13 protein-coding genes and 1 pseudogene are annotated in these 16,846 nt (G+C 71.5%); 8 read left to right on the plus strand and 6 right to left on the minus strand.

Features of this window, described 5'->3' with window-relative positions; translation table 11 throughout:
* Nucleotides 1–65 precede the first annotated feature (65 nt).
* A complete protein-coding gene (locus tag ACZZ97_RS05880) occupies nt 66–1,511 on the plus strand; it encodes a UDP-glucose dehydrogenase family protein (protein ID WP_314101738.1) in 1,446 nt (481 codons plus the stop codon).
* Nucleotides 1,512–1,627: 116 nt separating this feature from the next.
* On the opposite strand, the pseudogene glnA reads toward ACZZ97_RS05880, so the two are convergent.
* A pseudogene (gene glnA / locus ACZZ97_RS05885) lies at nt 1,628–3,051 on the minus strand (type I glutamate--ammonia ligase).
* 138 nt (nt 3,052–3,189) lie between these two features.
* Between glnA and ACZZ97_RS05890 the strand changes: the two are divergent.
* Nucleotides 3,190–3,630, plus strand: coding sequence for an RDD family protein (locus ACZZ97_RS05890; RefSeq protein WP_194612238.1), 441 nt, complete (start codon nt 3,190–3,192; stop codon nt 3,628–3,630).
* An 89-nt stretch (nt 3,631–3,719) separates the two neighbouring features.
* Here ACZZ97_RS05890 and ACZZ97_RS05895 read toward each other — a convergent pair whose 3' ends face one another.
* Complete coding sequence (locus ACZZ97_RS05895) at nt 3,720–4,442, minus strand: DUF4191 family protein (RefSeq protein ID WP_314101737.1); 723 nt, start codon at nt 4,440–4,442, stop codon at nt 3,720–3,722.
* A gap of 123 nt (nt 4,443–4,565) precedes the next feature.
* On the opposite strand from ACZZ97_RS05895, the gene ACZZ97_RS05900 reads away from it, so the two are divergent.
* Nucleotides 4,566–5,897 carry a serine/threonine-protein kinase gene (locus ACZZ97_RS05900; RefSeq protein WP_463472558.1) on the plus strand — a complete coding sequence of 444 codons (1,332 nt, stop codon included), beginning with the start codon at nt 4,566–4,568 and terminating at the stop codon, nt 5,895–5,897.
* A gap of 23 nt (nt 5,898–5,920) precedes the next feature.
* Here ACZZ97_RS05900 and sucB read toward each other — a convergent pair whose 3' ends face one another.
* The 3 genes from sucB to ACZZ97_RS05915 all read right to left on the minus strand — a co-directional run bounded on the left by sucB (nt 5,921) and on the right by ACZZ97_RS05915 (nt 10,554).
* Nucleotides 5,921–7,465: a 2-oxoglutarate dehydrogenase, E2 component, dihydrolipoamide succinyltransferase gene (gene sucB / locus ACZZ97_RS05905; RefSeq protein WP_463472559.1), complete on the minus strand. Its 1,545-nt coding sequence runs from the start codon at nt 7,463–7,465 to the stop codon at nt 5,921–5,923.
* 86 nt (nt 7,466–7,551) lie between these two features.
* Nucleotides 7,552–8,925: a dihydrolipoyl dehydrogenase gene (gene lpdA, locus ACZZ97_RS05910; RefSeq protein ID WP_314102425.1), complete on the minus strand. Its 1,374-nt coding sequence runs from the start codon at nt 8,923–8,925 to the stop codon at nt 7,552–7,554.
* 153 nt (nt 8,926–9,078) lie between these two features.
* Nucleotides 9,079–10,554, minus strand: a complete 1,476-nt coding sequence (locus ACZZ97_RS05915) for a leucyl aminopeptidase (RefSeq protein ID WP_463472560.1) — start codon at nt 10,552–10,554, stop codon at nt 9,079–9,081.
* Between the two features lie 86 nt (nt 10,555–10,640).
* On the opposite strand from ACZZ97_RS05915, the gene ACZZ97_RS05920 reads away from it, so the two are divergent.
* From ACZZ97_RS05920 to ACZZ97_RS05940, 5 genes are all read left to right on the plus strand, one after another.
* Nucleotides 10,641–11,555: a proteasome assembly chaperone family protein gene (locus ACZZ97_RS05920; RefSeq protein ID WP_314102431.1), complete on the plus strand. Its 915-nt coding sequence runs from the start codon at nt 10,641–10,643 to the stop codon at nt 11,553–11,555.
* Nucleotides 11,556–11,626: 71 nt separating this feature from the next.
* Nucleotides 11,627–12,967, plus strand: a complete 1,341-nt coding sequence (locus ACZZ97_RS05925) for an MFS transporter (RefSeq protein ID WP_463472561.1) — start codon at nt 11,627–11,629, stop codon at nt 12,965–12,967.
* A gap of 175 nt (nt 12,968–13,142) precedes the next feature.
* Entirely contained in the window at nt 13,143–14,426 is a 1,284-nt protein-coding gene (locus tag ACZZ97_RS05930) for an RNA polymerase sigma factor (RefSeq protein ID WP_463472562.1), read from the plus strand.
* A gap of 4 nt (nt 14,427–14,430) precedes the next feature.
* The gene (locus ACZZ97_RS05935; RefSeq protein ID WP_463472563.1) at nt 14,431–15,690 is read left to right on the plus strand and encodes a MurT ligase domain-containing protein; all 1,260 of its coding nucleotides are present in this window, start codon (nt 14,431–14,433) and stop codon (nt 15,688–15,690) included.
* The gene (locus ACZZ97_RS05940) at nt 15,687–16,442 is read left to right on the plus strand and encodes a type 1 glutamine amidotransferase (protein WP_463472564.1); all 756 of its coding nucleotides are present in this window, start codon (nt 15,687–15,689) and stop codon (nt 16,440–16,442) included. The genes ACZZ97_RS05935 and ACZZ97_RS05940 overlap by 4 nt, the downstream gene beginning before the upstream one ends.
* A gap of 109 nt (nt 16,443–16,551) precedes the next feature.
* On the opposite strand, the gene ACZZ97_RS05945 is transcribed toward ACZZ97_RS05940, so the two are convergent.
* Complete coding sequence (locus ACZZ97_RS05945) at nt 16,552–16,779, minus strand: DUF7455 domain-containing protein (protein ID WP_123546019.1); 228 nt, start codon at nt 16,777–16,779, stop codon at nt 16,552–16,554.
* Nucleotides 16,780–16,846: the final 67 nt, after the last annotated feature.

Consider the following 16,846-nt stretch of genomic DNA (forward strand, 5'->3'; position numbering starts at 1 on the left):
CTCCCGTCCCTCCCCACCCCCTCCGCCCCACTGACTGCAGCACCCCAGATCGCGAGGAGCGCATCATGAGCAAGAACACCAGCCCGGCCGACGGCGCCGGCACCGACCCCCAGTCCGTCGACGCCGCGGTGACGTCCGCCTCGACGAAGCCCCGCATCAGCGTCATCGGCACCGGCTACCTCGGGGCGACCCACGCCGCCGCCATGGCCGAGATGGGCTTCGACGTCATCGGCGTCGACACGGACCCCTCGAAGGTCGAGGCGCTCAGCCAGGGCCGAGTCCCCTTCTTCGAGCCGGGACTGCCCGAGCTGATCCTCCGCCACGTCGAGTCCGGTCGTCTGCTCTTCACGACGGACATCGCCGAGGCCGTCGCCCTCTCCGACGTGCACTTCATCTGCGTCGGCACGCCGCAGCGCCGGGGGAGCCACGCCGCGAACCTGAGCTACGTCGAGGAGGCCACCCGCAAGGTAGCCGAGTCGCTCAGCCACGACGGCCTGATCGTGGGCAAGTCGACCGTGCCGGTCGGCACCGCGGCCCGCCTCCGGGAGATCGTGGCCGGCGTGCTGCCTGCGGGGGTGTCGGCCGACGTCGTGTGGAACCCGGAGTTCCTCCGCGAGGGCCACGCCGTCGAGGACACCCTGCGTCCCGACCGCATCGTCTTCGGCGGCACCGACGTCCGCAGCGAGGCGATCCTCCGCGAGGTCTACGCCGACCCGATATCGACGGGCACGCCCGTCATCTCGTGCGACCTGCCGACGGCCGAGCTCGTCAAGGTCAGCGCGAACGCGTTCCTGGCGACGAAGATCTCGTTCATCAACGCGATCAGCGAGCTCTGCGAGGCCGCCGGGGCGAACGTCTCGACGCTCGCGGACGCCCTCGGCTTCGACGACAGGATCGGCCGCAAGTTCCTCAACGCCGGCCTGGGCTTCGGGGGCGGCTGCCTGCCGAAGGACATCCGTGCGCTGATGTTCCGCGCCAACGAGCTGGGCGCCCACCGTGCCGTCGGTCTCATGCAGCAGGTCGACGAGATCAACATGGCCCAGCGCCAGCGGGTCATCGACCAGGCCATCGACGCGTGCGGCGGGTCGGTCCTGAACCGGCGCATCGCCGTGCTCGGCGCCGCGTTCAAGCCGCACACGGACGACGTCCGCGACTCGCCGGCCCTGAACGTGGCGGCGGCGCTGCACCTGCGCGGAGCCCAGGTGCTGGTGGTGGACCCGGAGGCGACCCAGACCGCCCAGCGCAGCTTCCCGACCCTGTCGTTCGCCGACAGCATCGAGGAGGCGGTCTCGGACGCCGACGCCGTGCTGCTGCTGACGGAGTGGCCCGAGTTCGTCAGCGCGGAGCCCTCGGCCCTCGCCGAGCTCGCGGCCAACCCCGTCGTGATCGACGCGCGGAACGTGCTCGACGCCGAGGTCTGGTCGAGCGGCGGCTGGGAGGTGCGACCCCTCGGCGGTCGTCGCACCCCGGCTCAGCGACGCGTCCTCACCGGGAGCAGCCTCCCCGCCTGACGCCGGCCGACGACGCGAGGAGGCCCGCACCCCGAGGGGTGCGGGCCTCCTCGCGTCCGGCAGCCACGACGGCGGACGGGGCGCGACCGTCTCGGTCACGCCCCGTCCGGTCTCGCCTAGACGCCGAAGTAGAGCTCGAACTCGAAGGGGTGCGGGCGCTGAGCCATCGGCAGGATCTCCTTCTCGCGCTTGTACGCGATCCAGGTCTCGATCAGGTCCTCGGTGAACACGTTGCCCTTGGTGAGGAACGCGTGGTCGGCCTCGAGCGCGTCGAGGGCGCCGTCGAGCGACGCGGGCACCTGGGGGATGCCCTTCGCTTCCTCGGGGGCAGCTCGTAGAGGTCCTTGTCGACGGGCTCGTGCGGCTCGATGCGGTTCTGGATGCCGTCGAGGCCCGCCATCAGCTGCGCGGCGAACGCGAGGTAGGGGTTCGACGCGGCGTCGGGGACGCGGAACTCGATCCGCTTGGCCTTGGGGTTCGTGCCCGTGATGGGGATGCGAATGGCCGCCGAGCGGTTGCCCGCCGAGTAGACCAGGTTGACGGGGGCCTCGAAGCCGGGGATCAGGCGGTGGTACGAGTTGATCGAGGGGTTCGTGAAGGCGAGCACGGCGGGTGCGTGCTTCAGCAGGCCGCCGATGTACCAGCGAGCGAGGTCGGAGAGCCCGCCGTAGCCGTTCTCGTCGTAGAACAGGGGCTTGCCGTCGCTCCAGAGCGACTGGTGGGTGTGCATGCCCGAGCCGTTGTCGCCGAAGAGCGGCTTGGGCATGAAGGTCGCGACCTTGCCCCACTGCTCGGCGGTGTTCTTGACGATGTACTTGAACTTCAGGATGTCGTCGGCCGCGTGGACCATCGTGTCGAACTTGTAGTTGATCTCCTGCTGGCCGCCGGTGCCCACCTCGTGGTGGGCGCGCTCGAGCTCGAGGCCCGAGTCGATCAGCTTGAGGCTGATGTCGTCGCGGAGGTCAGCCGTCTTGTCGACCGGGCTGACCGGGAAGTAGCCGCCCTTGTAGGCGGTCTTGTTGGCGAGGTTGCCGCCCTCCTCGACACGGCCCGTGTTCCAGGCGCCCTCCTCGCTGTCGACGCTGTAGAAGCTGGCGTTCTGCTTCACCTCGTAGCGGACGTCGTCGAAGATGTAGAACTCGGCCTCGGGGGCGAAGAACGCCGTGTCGGCGATGCCGGTGGAGGCGAGGTACTTCTCGGCCTTCTTGGCCACCTGGCGCGGGTCGCGGCTGTAGAGCTCGCCGTTGCGCGGGTTGAAGATGTCGAACACGAGCACCAGGGTGCGCTCGGCGCGGAAGGGGTCGACGTAGCCCGTGGTGACGTCGGGGATGAGCTGCATGTCCGACTCGTGGATCGACGCGAAGCCGCGGATGGAGGACCCGTCGAAGAGCTGGCCGACGGAGAAGAACTCTTCGTCGACGGTGGACGCGGGGATGTTGAAGTGCTGCTGGACGCCGGGCAGGTCCGTGAACCGGATGTCGAGGAACTTGACGTCGGTGTCCGTGATGAACTTCAGCACCTCGGAAGAATCGGTGAACATCTAGGTGTCTCTCCAATGGGCTCAGATCGGTCAGACTGCCGGACGCAGCCTTCGACGACGTTATGGCGGGGCCGTTTCGTCGCGGTGTCCCCATTGTTTCAGAGATGTTACGGGTGCCGCGTCGGTAGGCTCGGCGGCATGCACGACGACCGATCCCGTCCTCCGTCCGACCCTGTCGACGGCGGTGCGGCGCCACGGCAGGACTGGCCGGGCCAGCGCCTCGGCCTGCCGCGCACGGGCCCGCGCTCGATCGCCCGCCTCGGTCGCCGGATCGCCGGGGTGACGATCGACTGGGCGCTCGCGTACGTCGTCGCGTTCGCCTTCTTCGACGGCCAGGGGCTCGCCATCACGGTCGTCTTCAGCGTCGTCCAGATCCTCTTCCTGGTCACCCTCGGCGGCACCGTCGGCCACCTGGTCCTCGGCATGCGCCTCGTCCCGATGGCAGGTGGCCGGACCGGCCTCTGGCGCCCGGTCGTCCGGACGCTGCTGCTCGCGGTCGTCATCCCCGCGGTGGTCTGGGACCAAGACCAGAGGGGCCTGCACGACCGCGTGGCGGGGACGGTGCTCGTCCGCGTCTGACCGCGACGCACGGACGGAGGCGCCCGTCCCCTCGAGGGGGACGGGCGCCTCCGTCCGTCGCTGGCCCGATCAGCGGGTCGCGTCGATCGTCAGCGCGGTCGTCCGGCACGCACCTTGAACGGGTCGACTCCCTTGGGGATCGGCAGGCCGTTCTTGCCCAGCGACTGGAGGCGGTTGCTCACGGCGAGCACCTCGTTCCGGTTCAGCGACGACTTGATCTTGTTCATGCGGCCGGCGATCTTGTGCAGCGGCACGGACTCGGCGTCGGGGCCGACGTGCAGCACCGTGATGGGGACGTTGGGCAGGATGCGCGCCACCTTGCGGCGCTCCTCGTCGACGAGCTTCTTGGTCTGCGCGACCGAGCCCTCGCCGATCAGCACGACGCCGCCCTTGCCGACGGCGCGGTAGACGGCTGCCTGGGAACGGCCCTGGACCGCGACGGGCATCTCGGCGGCGCGCCACGAACGACGGAGGCCGCTCTTCATGACGGCGCCCACGGCGCCGGGCTGCCCCTCGATCTGCGAGTAGGCGGCCCTCTCGGCCTTGCGGCCGAGGACGATCAGCAGCAGCAGGACGCCGAGCATCAGGCCGACCACGATGTAGAGCACGAGCGCCAGCACGTTGCCCGCCGAGAGGAAGAGACCTGCGAGGACGCCGGCGGCGACCGGCAGCAGCAGCGCCAGCAGCATCAGCGGCAGCGCCGACTTGTCGACGCGGCGGGTCATCTTGAACACCTGCCACATCTGCTTGAAGCGGCCCGGTTCCTTGGGCGGCTTCGGGGACGTGTTCTCCGGTGACGTGCGTCGTGCCATGCAGACCAGGATACGGGGTCGCGAGCCGCCGTGGGTCCTCCCCGGGGGCTCGCCGTCGTCGGTCGTCCCCGACCGGGTCGAGGAGGGACTCGTCCGCCCCTCAGAGACCAGCACGATGACCCCATGGTCACCTCCTCACTCGGTCCCTACGAGCTCGCGCCGGGGTCTTCCTGGCCCCCCGGTCCGGGCGGCGCCGTCGAGGGCACCGCGCCCGACGGCGGCCGGGTGGTGCTGCGCCGCTCCTCGCCGGCCCTCGTCGCGGCGGCGAGCTCGTCGCCGCACCCGCACCTCCTCCGCCCGGTCGACGTGCTGGTCGACGACGAGGGCGCCCTCGTGGTCGTGACGGACGAGCCGGGCGGGGAACGACTCGACCGGTGGGCTCGGCGCCGCGGCACCCTGTCCGCAGGGGAAGCCGTCACGGTCCTGCTGCCCGTGCTCTCCACGGTCGCCCACCTGGCCCGGCGGGGGACGGTGCTGGGCGGCATCGGCCTCGCGGACGTCGTGCTCGACGACCGGGGCGCCCCGGTCCTCGTCGGCGGCAGGACCGCCCAGCCCGGTGCGACGCCGCCCGCGACGGCGACCGAGGGGGCCCGGGCCCTCGTCGAGGCCGTGGCTCGTGAGCTGTCTCCTCGCGACCGGGCCCGGTTGCTGGGCCCGGAGGGTGCCGAGACCTGCCTGGACGAGCTCGTCGAGCGGGTCCACGACCTTGCTCCTCCCGTCGCGTTGCCGACCGTCGTGCCGAGCACGGACCTCGAGGCGGCGGTGGTCGCCTGGCGACCACCGCCGGGGGACCCGCCGCGGTCCGGGTGGACCAGCGTCCTGCCCGAGTCCGCGCTCCTCGACGGCGTCGCGGACTGGTGGGAGACGGTCACGGTCGTGCCGATCGTCGACCGGCTGCGGGCGGTCAGGCCACGCTCCTGGGTCCTGGCCGGCCTCGTGGCAGTCTCTCTCGTGGTGGGGGCAGCCGTGGTGCCGCGGGGCGACGGTTCTGACGTCGGGCGGTCCGACCCGGCTCAGCCCGCGGCGACGTCCCCTGCCGATCGGGGGTCCGGCGCGGCCGCGTCGGCGCCCGGCCCGGTCACCGGCGTCCCCGTCCCGGACCGTGCCTCCGACGAGCCCGTGAGCACGGAGGAGGCGGCGGTCCGGGGCGACGACCCGGTCGCGGCGGCCGCGGTCCTGCTCCGAGCCCGGGTCGCGTGCGTCCGCGAACCGTCGACGTCGTGCCTCGCGGCCGTCGACCAGGCAGGGTCGCCTGTGGCGGCGGGAGACTCCCGGACGATGGCCGACCTCGCCTCGGCAGGCGACCTGGTCCTGCCCACGGTCGTCGAGGCGGAGGTGCAACGGCTGGGTGAGACCGTCCTCCTCGCCTGCCGCACGGCGAACGACGAACCGGCCTCGGTCCTCGTGGTGAGGACCGAGGCCGGCTGGCGTCTCAGGGAAGTGACGCGCCGCTGACGCGCGCGATCACGGGGGCGTGGTCAGATGCCCAGGACCCCGGCGAAGTCGCCGGCCTCGAGGCGGGTCTTGACCGCCACGAGGAACCGGGCGGCGTCAGCACCGTCGACGATGCGGTGGTCGTACGAAAGGGCCAGGTAGACCATCGAGCGGACGGCGATCGCGTCGGCGCCGTCCACGGAGACGACCACGGGACGCTTCACGACCACGCCGGTGCCCAGGATCGCGACCTGGGGGAGGAACACCACGGGAGTGTCGAACAGGGCGCCCCGCGAGCCAGTGTTCGTCACCGTGAAGGTGCCGCCGGCCAGCTCGTCGGGCTTCAGCTTGTTGTCGCGCGTGCGCTGCGCCAGGTCCGCGATCTGAGCGGCGATGCCGGCCAGGTCGAGGTCGGACGCGTCCTTGATGACGGGCGTGAGCAGACCGCGCTCCGTGTCGACGGCCATGCTGACGTTCTCGTGGTCCGGGTAGACGATCGAGTCGCCGTCGACGGTGGCGTTCAGCTTCGGGTGCGCCTTGAGCGCCTCGGCGGCCGCGAGCGTGAAGAACGGCAGGAACGACAGCTTGTTGCCGGTCTTCTCGAGGAACGCCGCCTTGTTCGCGTCACGGAACGTCGCGACGGCCGTGACGTCGACCTCGACCACGCTCGTCAGCTGGGCCATCGCCTGCATCGACTGGACGGCGCGCTCGGCGACGACCTTGCGCAGACGCGTCATGGGCACGGTCGTGCCGCGCAGCGGCGAGACCTCCACGGGCGCCGACGCCGGGGTCGACGTCGTGGCCGCCGAGCTGGCGGCCTCGACGGCGGCGAGGACGTCCTCCTTGCGGATGCGGCCGCCGACGCCGCTCCCGGTCAGGGTCGAGATGTCGATGCCCTTCTCGTTCGCGAGCTTCCGGACCAGCGGCGTGACGTAGCCGGTCGGAGCCGACGACGAATCGGCCGAGGCCGCCGGGGCAGCAGCTGCGGGTGCGGCGGCTGCCGGGGCAGCAGCTGCGGGTGCGGCGGCTGCCGGGGCAGCAGCTGCAGGAGCAGCCGCCGGGGCGGGAGCTGCTGCTGCGGGCGGCGCTGCCGCCGCGGGGGCCGCTGCGGCAGCGGGGGCGGTGGCGGGGACGGCCGGTGCCTGGTCGGCAGGCTGCTCGGCCGCCGGCGCCGGGTCGACGTCGTCGGCCGGTGCGGGGGCGTCGGCGTCCGACTCCTCTCCGGGGGCCGGAGCAGCCGAGGACGCGACGACGGCGTCGTCCGCCTCGTCCTGGCCGTTGTCCGCCGGGCTCTCGGCCTGCGAGGCCTCCTCGGCGGGAGCGTCGTCGGAGGAGTCGCCGCCCTGGGCGCTGCCGTCGCCGATGCGGACCAGCGCGGTCCCGACCTCGACGGTCTCGTCCTCGGGTACGAGGATCTCCTCGATGACGCCGGCGACGGGGGAGGGGATCTCCGTGTCGACCTTGTCGGTCGAGACCTCGAGCAGGGGCTCGTCGACCTCGACCCGGTCGCCGACGTTCTTCAGCCAGCGGGTGACCGTGCCCTCGGTGACACTCTCTCCGAGTGCCGGGAGGTTGACGGATTCGCTCATGCGGGGGACTCCTTCGAAGACATCGTGTGTCTGTGTGATCGGGTGGTGCGGAAGTGTGCGGGTGGTGCGGGGGAACGGAGCTGCGACTACATCGCGTGGAGCGGCTTGCCGGCCAGGGCCAGCATCGCCTCTCCGAGGGCTTCGTTCTGGGTCGGGTGAGCGTGCACGAGAGGCGCGACGTCCTCCGGGTAGGCCTCCCAGTTGACGGCCAGCTGGGCCTCGCCGATGAGCTCGCCCACGCGGGCGCCGATCATGTGGACCCCGACGACCGGACCGTCGACGACGCGGACGACCTTGACGGAGCCGCTGGTGCCGATGATGTGGCTCTTGCCGTTGCCGGCGAGGTTGTAGTCGTAGCTCGTCACCTTGTCGGCTCCGTGCTTCTCCGCCGCCTTGGCCTCCGTCAGGCCCACGGACGCGACCTCGGGGTCGGAGTAGGTGACCTTCGGGATGTTGGTGTCCTCGATGACCTGCGGCGCCAGGCCTGCGATCTCCTCGGCGACGAAGATGCCCTGCTGGAAGCTGCGGTGCGCGAGCTGCAGGCCGGGCACGATGTCGCCGATCGCGAACACGCCGGGGACGCTGGTGTGCAGTCGCTCGTCGGTGATGACGAAGCCGCGGTCGATGGTGACGCCCACCTCCTCGAAGCCGAGTCCCTGGGTCGACGGGCCGCGCCCCACGGCCACCAGCAGCAGGTCGGCCTCGATCGTCTTGCCGTCCTCGAGGGTCACGACGACGCCGTCGTCGCTCTGCGTCACGCCCTTGAACCGCACGCCGAGCGAGAAGCCGATGCCGCGCTTGCGGAACGCGCGCTCGAACTGCTTCGAGATCGACTCCTCCTCGTTGGGGACGAGGTGGGGGAGGGCCTCGACGATCGTCACGTCGGAGCCGAAGGACTTCCAGACGCTCGCGAACTCGACGCCGATCACGCCGCCGCCGAGGATGGCGACCCTAGCCGGCACGTGGTCGAGGGCCAGGGCGGCCTCGCTCGTGATGACCTTGCCGCCGATCTCGAGGCCCGGGAGGCTGCGCGAGTAGGACCCCGTCGCCAGGACGACGTTCTTGGCCGTCAGCGTGGTCTCGCCCACCTGGACGGTCGTGGGGGAGGTCAGGCGACCCTCGCCCTCGACGACGGTGATGCCGCGTGCCTTCACGAGGCCCTGGAGGCCCTTGTACTTGCTGGCGACGACTCCCTCACGGTAGGCCGTCACGGCGGGGACGTCGATGCCGTGGAAGTCGGTCGACACCCCGTACTTCGCGGACTCCCGCGAGACGTCGGCGACCTCGGCGGAGTGCAGCAGCGCCTTGGTCGGGATGCAGCCCCGGTGGAGGCAGGTTCCGCCGAGCTTGTCCTTCTCGACCAGCGCGACGCTCAGCCCCAGCTCGGTGGCCCGCAGGGCTGCGGCGTAGCCGCCGCTGCCGCCGCCGAGCACCACCAGGTCAAAATTCTGTTCCGACACCCAGCAACTCCCTCGTGCGTTCGGAGGTTCCCGAGGCGGGGGAGGCGCCGTCGTGGTGACGTCGGCGTCGCGTCCGCGTCCACCTCGGTGAGGAGGAGGCGGCGTCGCCCGGGGGACCGATCTCGGCGGGTCGCTCCCGCCTCCTCGACCCTACTACGCGGCCGAAAAGTCGCGGGCCAGCTCTAGCAGCGTTCTCACGGAAACGCCGGTCGAGCCCTTGCCCGTGTATCCCCAGCCGCCGCCCTTGTTGTTGGAGGGGCCCGCGATGTCGAGGTGAGCCCAGGGCAGCGGCGTTCCCGTGCCCTCCTTCTCGCCCACGAACTCGTTCAGGAACACGCCCGCGAGCAGCATGCCGGCCGCGGTGTTGCCCGGCGTGGCGTTGACGAGGTCGGCCACGTCGGACTTGAGCCTGCTGCGGAGCTCGCCCGGCAGCGGCATGCGCCACGCGGCCTCGCCGGCGCGGTCTGCGAGCTCGACCACTCGGCTCGCGAGGTCGTCGTTGCCCATGACCCCGACGGTGCGGGTGCCGAGCGCGACGACCTGGGCGCCGGTCAGGGTCGCGACGTCCACGATCGCGTCGGGCTGCTCCTCGCTGGCCGCGACCAGGCCGTCGGCCATGACGAGGCGGCCCTCGGCGTCGGTGTTCGTCACCTCGACGGTGGTTCCGCCACGGATCGTGAGGACGTCGTCGGGCCGGATGGCCGTGCCGCTCGGCATGTTCTCGGCGACGCAGAGCCAGGCCGTGAGGCGGACGGGCAGCTCGAGCCGCGCCGCGGCGACGACGACGGCGAGGACGGTGGCGGCGCCCGTCATGTCGTCCTTCATGCCCAGCATGCTGCCCGCGGGCTTGAGCGAGAGCCCGCCCGTGTCGTACGTGATGCCCTTGCCGACGAGCGCCAGGTGCTTCGGCGCGCCCTCCGGCGAGTAGACGACCTTGACGAGACGAGGCCCGCGGCTGGACCCCTGGCCGACGCCGAGGATGCCGCCGAACCCGCCCTCCCGCAGCTCGTCCTCGGCGAGGACGGTCACGTCGAGGGGCAGGTCGGCGGCCAGCTCGACGGCGTGGTCGGCGAGGGCCTGCGGGAACATCTGCTGCGGGGGGGTGTTGGCGAGGTCCCGGACGGTGTGGACGGCCTGGGCGACCACGGTGGCCTGCTGCACCGTCGCCTCCTCGACGTCGAGGTCGGTCGCGAGCACCAGGGTGCGGGCGTGGCGGCGCGACTCGGAGGCCGACGACCCGCGGAACGCGTCGAACTCGTAGGAGGCGAGGGCCGCGCCCTCGAGGACCGCCAGCGCCTCCGCCTCGGTCGAGACGGGGAGGTGGAGCACGACTCGGTCGACGCCGGTCAGCTGGCGGACGGCGGCGCCGGCCGCGTAGCGCAGGGCCTCGGCGTCGACGACGTCGCCGAGCCCCACGAGGGCCGTCACGGTCGCGGCACCCGTGCCCGGCAGCTTCACGAGCTCGTCGCGCGCGCCGCTGATCCCGAGCGCACGCAGGTCGGACGGCAGGCCGGGCACGTCGCCGGTGACCGAGGGGCCGTCGGCCCCCGTGACGACGCCGACGACGAGGACGTCGGCCTCGACCTCGGCTGCAGGTGAACGGGTGGTGGACAGGAAGAGCTCGGTCATCCCTCGATCGTAGCCACCGCGGGTGTTCGCTCTCGGCACGTCGCCGGAGGCGACCGGTGCCGGGCGGGTTGCCTAGCATTGACGACATGCACGACCCCGCCGGACTCTACGACCTCGCTCCCGACGCCTCCGACGTGCCCGAGGGGCTCCCGCTCGTGGCGGGCCTGACGGGCTCCTCCGACGCGGGGGGCGCGGTGGGGCAGCTCGCCGAGTTCCTCGTGGGCGAGCTCGACCACTCGATGGTCGCCTCCTTCGACGCCGACGAGCTCCTCGACTACCGCGCCCGTCGCCCCGTCTTCACGTTCGACCAGGACCACATCTCGGAGGTCGCCACGGCGACCCTCTCGCTCCGGTTGATGAAGGACGACATCGGACAGCCCTTCCTCCTGTTGTCCGGCTTCGAACCCGACTTCCAGTGGCAGCGCTTCACTTCTGCCGTCGTCGACCTCGTGCGTCGCTACCGGGTGTCGACGACCACGTGGGTCCACTCGATCCCCATGCCGGTGCCCCACACGCGTCCGATCGGGGTCACGGTCAGCGGCAACCGGTCCGACCTCGTCGAGTCCCTGTCGGTGTGGCGGCCCGTGACCCAGGCGCCCGCGAACGCGCTGCACCTCGTCGAGCAGCGGCTCGGAGACTCCGGTCACCCCACCGCGGGCTTCGTCCTCCTCGTGCCGCACTACCTGGCCGACACCGAGTTCCCGGACGCCGCCGTCGCGGCGCTCTCGAGCATCAGCGCGGCGACGGGGCTGATCTTCCCCACTGACCGGCTCCGCTCGGAGGGACGAGACTTCCTCGCCAAGGTCGACGAGCAGGTGCAGGGCAACCACGAGCTGTCGCGACTCGTCTCCACGCTCGAGGAACGTCACGACACCTACATGGAGGGGAACCCGCTCCCCTCGCCGCTCACGGACCAGGACGGCCAGGTCCCCTCCGCGGACGTCCTCGCCGCCGAGCTCGAGCGCTTCCTCGCCGGCCGGCGCAGCGACGACGAGGCCTGACCCGCCATCGGTCCACCCTCGTCGAGCACGGCCAGGCGTCGAGGGCGCACGACGCCAGCTAGGGTCGTCGGGTGAACTCGTCGCGCGCCTGGCTCGTCTGGGGCGCCGCCGTCGTGGCCTACGTCGTCGCCGTCCTGCAGCGGTCCTCGCTCGGCGTCTCCGGGGTCGAGGCCCAGCACATCTTCGGCATCTCCGCGTCGACGCTGTCGACCCTGGCCGTCGTGCAGCTGATCGTCTACGCGGGCCTGCAGATCCCCGTGGGCGTGCTGCTCGACCGGGTCGGCCCGCGTGCCCTCATCGTCGCGGGCGGGGTCCTGCTCGTCGTCGGGCAGTCGGTGGTCGCGCTCGCGCCCCCGCACATCGGCGTCGCCATCGTCGGGCGCGTCCTCGTGGGCGCGGGCGACGCGATGACGTTCATCAGCGTCATCCGCCTGCTCCCCGCCTGGTTCCGAGGGCCGATCCTGCCCCAGATCTCGCAGTGGACCGGCAACGTCGGCCAGCTCGGCCAGGTGCTCTCGGCCGTGCCCCTGTCGATCGTGCTGCACGGCAGCGGCTGGCAGCCGGCCTTCCTCGGCGCGGCGGGCCTCTCCGTCGTGGCCGTCGCCCTCGTCGTCGTGGTCGTGCGGGACTCCCCGCTCGGACGCCCCGCCGAGTCGGCCGGGACGACCTGGCGTGACGCCGGTCGTCAGCTCGGGGAGAGCATCCGACGACCCGGCACGCGCCTCGGCTTCTGGTCGCACTTCGTGACGCAGTCGTCCGGGACGGTCTTCAGCCTGCTCTGGGGAGTGCCGTTCCTCGTCGGGGCGCTCGGCTTCACGGCGACGCAGGCATCCGGCATGCTCACGCTGCTCGTGGCCTCCGGCGTCGTGGCCGGCCCGGTCCTCGGCCTGCTGACGGCCCGTTTCCCGCTCCGGCGCTCGAATCTCGTCCTCGGCATCGTCTCGGCCCTGGGGATCACGTGGACCGTCCTGCTGGCCTGGCCGGGGCAGCCCCCGCAGTGGCTCGCGTTCGTCCTCGTCGTGGTGCTCGGCGTCGGGGGCCCCGGCAGCCTCATCGGCTTCGACTTCGCCCGGTCGTTCAACCCGATGCGCAGCCTCGGCGTGGCCAACGGCATCGTCAACGTCGGGGGCTTCCTGGCGAGCTTCGTGATGATGTTCCTCATCGGCGTCGTGCTCGACCAGCTCGACGCCGCACGGGTGGCCGGCGGGGCGCCGAGCGACCTCTTCTCGTTCGAGTCGTTCCGCGTGGCGTTCCTGGTCCAGTACGTGGTCGTCGGCGGAGGCGTCGTCTGCCTCGTCCTGGAGCGCCGACGCACGCGGCGCCTCCTTCACCTCGAGGAGGGAATCCAGGTGGCCCCCCTGTGGGTTGCACTGAACAGGAGATGGCAGAGCCGTCGTCGGCGGAGTTCCTGACGCCGGTGGCAGCCCGTGGTCGGCGGTGCCGACCAGACGTGCAATAATCGGAGTCGGACCCGTTCATGTCCCGTGCAGGTGCTCGACTCTCGTCGGCGCGCTCAGCCATGGGGACTTGACATGGGTCCTAGTACTGCCCGAAAGACCCAGTGCAGATGAAGTGGAAGGTGTTCGCATGGCTACTCGCAGCAAGGCGACCACGGTCGTCGACGAGACCGTGACCGACGGCGTGGTGCTCGAGACCGAGCCCGCGACGACCGAGGAGGCGCCCGCGGCGCCCAAGAAGGCCCCCGCCAAGCGGGCGCCTGCCAAGAAGGCGACGGCTGCGAAGGCGCCCGCCGCCAAGAAGGCCGCACCCGCGAAGGCGACCAAGGCCGCCGAGCCCGAGGGCGACGACGAGACCGAGCCCGTCGACGCCGACGCGCCCGATGCCGACGCGGACGGCGAGGGCGGCAAGCCCACGACCCCCGAGGTGCTGCCCGCGGGGGCCCTCGTCATCTCGCAGGACGACGACGACGAGATGCCCGTCTACTCGACGACGATCACCGGCGCCACGGCCGACCCGGTCAAGGACTACCTGAAGCAGATCGGCAAGGTCGCCCTGCTGAACGCCGCAGAGGAGGTCGAGCTCGCGATGCGCATCGAGGCCGGTCTCTTCGCCGAGGACAAGCTCTCCCACAGCACGGGCCTCAGCAAGGAGCTCGAGCGCGAGCTCCGCTGGGTGTCGCGCGACGGCCAGCGGGCCAAGAGCCACCTCCTCGGGGCCAACCTGCGACTCGTCGTCAGCCTCGCGAAGCGCTACACCGGCCGGGGCATGCAGTTCCTCGACCTCATCCAGGAGGGGAACCTGGGCCTCATCCGTGCGGTCGAGAAGTTCGACTACACCAAGGGCTTCAAGTTCTCGACCTACGCCACCTGGTGGATCCGCCAGGCCATCACGCGCGCCATGGCCGACCAGGCCCGCACCATCCGCATCCCCGTGCACATGGTCGAGGTCATCAACAAGCTCGCCCGCGTCCAGCGCCAGATGCTGCAGGACCTCGGCCGCGAGCCCACGCCCGAAGAACTGAGCCGCGAGCTCGACATGACGCCCGAGAAGGTCGTCGAGGTCCAGAAGTACGGGCGTGAGCCCATCTCGCTGCACACCCCCCTCGGCGAGGACGGCGACAGCGAGTTCGGCGACCTCATCGAGGACACGGAGGCGGTCGTCCCGGCCGACGCCGTGGGCTTCACCATGCTCCAGAAGCAGCTCGAGTCGCTCCTCGACAGCCTGTCCGAGCGCGAAGCCGGCGTCATCCGCATGCGCTTCGGCCTCGGCGACGGCATGCCGAAGACGCTCGACCAGATCGGCGACACGTTCGGCGTGACCCGAGAGCGGATCCGCCAGATCGAGTCCAAGACGATGGCCAAGCTCCGCCACCCGTCCCGGTCGCAGTCGCTCCGCGACTACCTCGAGTAGGCCCGTGCGATACCTCGTGCCCGTCCTCGCGGGCCGGCTCGTCCGTGCGGTCGCCCGCCTCCGCGGCGGCGGCTCGGCCTACCCGGGCCGCACCGTCCTCGCGCTGGCGCCCGACTTCCTCACCCACGTCTCGTCGCAGTTCGAGCAGGGCGTCGTCTTCGTCCTCGGCTCGAACGGCAAGTCGACGACCACGATGATGCTGACCGAGACGCTGCGGGCCCACGGCCTCCGCGTCTTCACGAACCCCACCGGTGCCAACCTCCCGCAGGGCATCGCCTCGGCGTTCCTCCGCGAGGTGACGCCGTTCGGCCGCGTGAAGCACGACATCGGCGTGATCGAGGTCGACGAGGCCTTCGCGGTCGAGCTGACCCGGTCGCTGCACCCGTCGACCGTGCTCATGCTCAACGTGCAGGTCGACCAGCTCTACCGCTTCTTCGAGACCGAGCGCGTCGGCACGATGATGACCGACACCGCGGCCCTGGCGACGCGTGCCGTCGTGACGAACCGTGACGACCAGCACCTGGCGCCCTACGAGGCGAGGCCCGGCCAGACGGTCACGCGCTTCGGCGCCGCCCCCGACGTCGTGGCCGCCGCGCCCAACGGGCTGCAGAACGCGAACGACTTCTCCCGCGAGGCGGACTCCACCCGTCCCGTCGAGGCCGAGGTCGTCGCGATGGACGGTGACCGTGCGCGCATCCGCGTCGGCGAGACCACCGTCGACGTGCGGCTCCCCGCTCGCGGGCTGCACTACGCCGTCGACGCGGCGGCGGCGCTGCAGACCGCGTCGGTCGTCCTCGGAAAGCCCGTCGACCAGGAGGCGGTGGCTCGTGCCTTCGACACGATGAAGCCGGCCTACGGGCGGGGCGAGCGCATGTCGCTCGGCGCCGACGAGGCCGAGTTCATCATGTTCAAGAACGCTGCCAGCCTGCAGCTGAACCTCGACGCGCTGCCGCAGGGCGCCGAGCAGGTCATGCTCGCGATCGACGAGGGCACGCCCGACATCTCGTGGATCTACGACATCGACTTCTCGCGCCTCGACCACGTCGACGTCCTGGCGGGCGCCAAGGCCTGGCAGCTCGCCCTGCGCCTCGAGCACGAGGGGATCCCCGTGCACGTGATCGAGGAGGACATCGCGAAGGCGATCAAGCTCATGCGTGCGCTGCCCTCGCCCACCGACCACACGAAGCACTTCGTGACCAACTACGAGCAGATGATGCTGGCCCGTCGCATCCTCGGACACCCCGACCTGGAGAAGACCGCGTGAGCGCCGACACCCTCCGCCTCGTCCACCTCTACCCCGAGCAGCTCGGGGTCAGCGGCGATCGGGGCAACGTCACGACGCTGGTGGCCCGTGCGCGGCGCGCCGGCCTCGAGACCGAGGTCGTCGAGTACCGGATCGGCGACGACGTGCCCACCGTGGCCGACGTCGTCCTCCTCGGGCACGGGCCGCTCTCGGGGGTGCGCTCGGTGAGCGCCGACGCCCAGCGCCTCCTCCCGGCCCTCGAGGGCTTCGCCGCGTCGGGCGTCCCCGTCATCGGGGTCGGCGGCGGCATGGAGCTGCTGACCCGGGGCGTCGTCACCGAGCAGGGCGAGACCGTGCCCGGCATCGGGTTCTTCGACGCCACGGTCCGTCGCGGTGCCCCGCGCCGGACGAACTACTTCCAGGTGACCACGACCTACGGTGGCGACGAGCTGACCCTCTTCGGCTTCGAGGACCACGCCGCCCACCTCGAGCTCGGTGCCGGCGTCGAGGCCTTCGGTCGTGTGGTGCACGGCGGGGGCAACGGGACCGACGGCGCCGAGGGCGTCGTGCGCGGCGCCTCCTTCGGGACGCAGCTCAAGGGGCCGCTGCTGCCCCTCAACCCGGCTCTGAGCGACCGGGTGCTCCGCGCGGCGCTGACGCGTCGCAGCATCTCGTACCACGCGGGGGAGGCACACGCGAAGCTCGACGAGTACGCCGAGCAGTCGCAGCGCGTCATCCGCGAGAACCTCGAACGGTCGTTCAAGGCCATGTGACCGGGTGTCCGTGGCCTGACACCGACGAAGGGCCCGCATCCGTGAGGATGCGGGCCCTTCGCCGTGCCGCCGGGGTGCTGGTCCCCGGACGGCCTCGTGGTCGTCGAGCTCAGTGCTCGTGGAGCTTGGAGCTCTCGTCCAGCCACTCGACGGCGGTGGGCTGGAGCTTGTCCTTGACCTTGGCACCGTGGTGCGCGCAGAACAGCAGCTCGCCGCTGGCCATGGTCACGCGGACGTAGGCCTGGGCCCCGCAGCTGTCGCATCGGTCGGCGGCGGAGAGCTGGTAGCGGGAGCCGAGCTCGTCGACGGCGGTGTGGTCGGTGGCCATCTGAGTCATGTGATGCTCCTCCTGACGGTGGTGCTGCGGATGTGAAGACCTCATCAAAACACGCGCTCCCGGGTAT

Source organism: Frigoribacterium sp. AC512 (assembly GCF_979258295.1).

Bases quoted from the DNA above. Each gene is read 5' to 3' on its own strand.
- ACZZ97_RS05930 (WP_463472562.1), top strand. From the start codon at position 13,143: ATGGCTACTCGCAGCAAGGCGACCACGGTCGTCGACGAGACCGTGACC.
- ACZZ97_RS05880 (WP_314101738.1), top strand. From the start codon at position 66: ATGAGCAAGAACACCAGCCCGGCCGACGGCGCCGGCACCGACCCCCAG.
- ACZZ97_RS05900 (WP_463472558.1), top strand. From the start codon at position 4,566: ATGGTCACCTCCTCACTCGGTCCCTACGAGCTCGCGCCGGGGTCTTCC.
- ACZZ97_RS05890 (WP_194612238.1), top strand. From the start codon at position 3,190: ATGCACGACGACCGATCCCGTCCTCCGTCCGACCCTGTCGACGGCGGT.
- sucB (WP_463472559.1), bottom strand. From the start codon at position 7,465: ATGAGCGAATCCGTCAACCTCCCGGCACTCGGAGAGAGTGTCACCGAG.
- ACZZ97_RS05895 (WP_314101737.1), bottom strand. From the start codon at position 4,442: ATGGCACGACGCACGTCACCGGAGAACACGTCCCCGAAGCCGCCCAAG.
- ACZZ97_RS05945 (WP_123546019.1), bottom strand. From the start codon at position 16,779: ATGACTCAGATGGCCACCGACCACACCGCCGTCGACGAGCTCGGCTCC.
- ACZZ97_RS05915 (WP_463472560.1), bottom strand. From the start codon at position 10,554: ATGACCGAGCTCTTCCTGTCCACCACCCGTTCACCTGCAGCCGAGGTC.
- ACZZ97_RS05920 (WP_314102431.1), top strand. From the start codon at position 10,641: ATGCACGACCCCGCCGGACTCTACGACCTCGCTCCCGACGCCTCCGAC.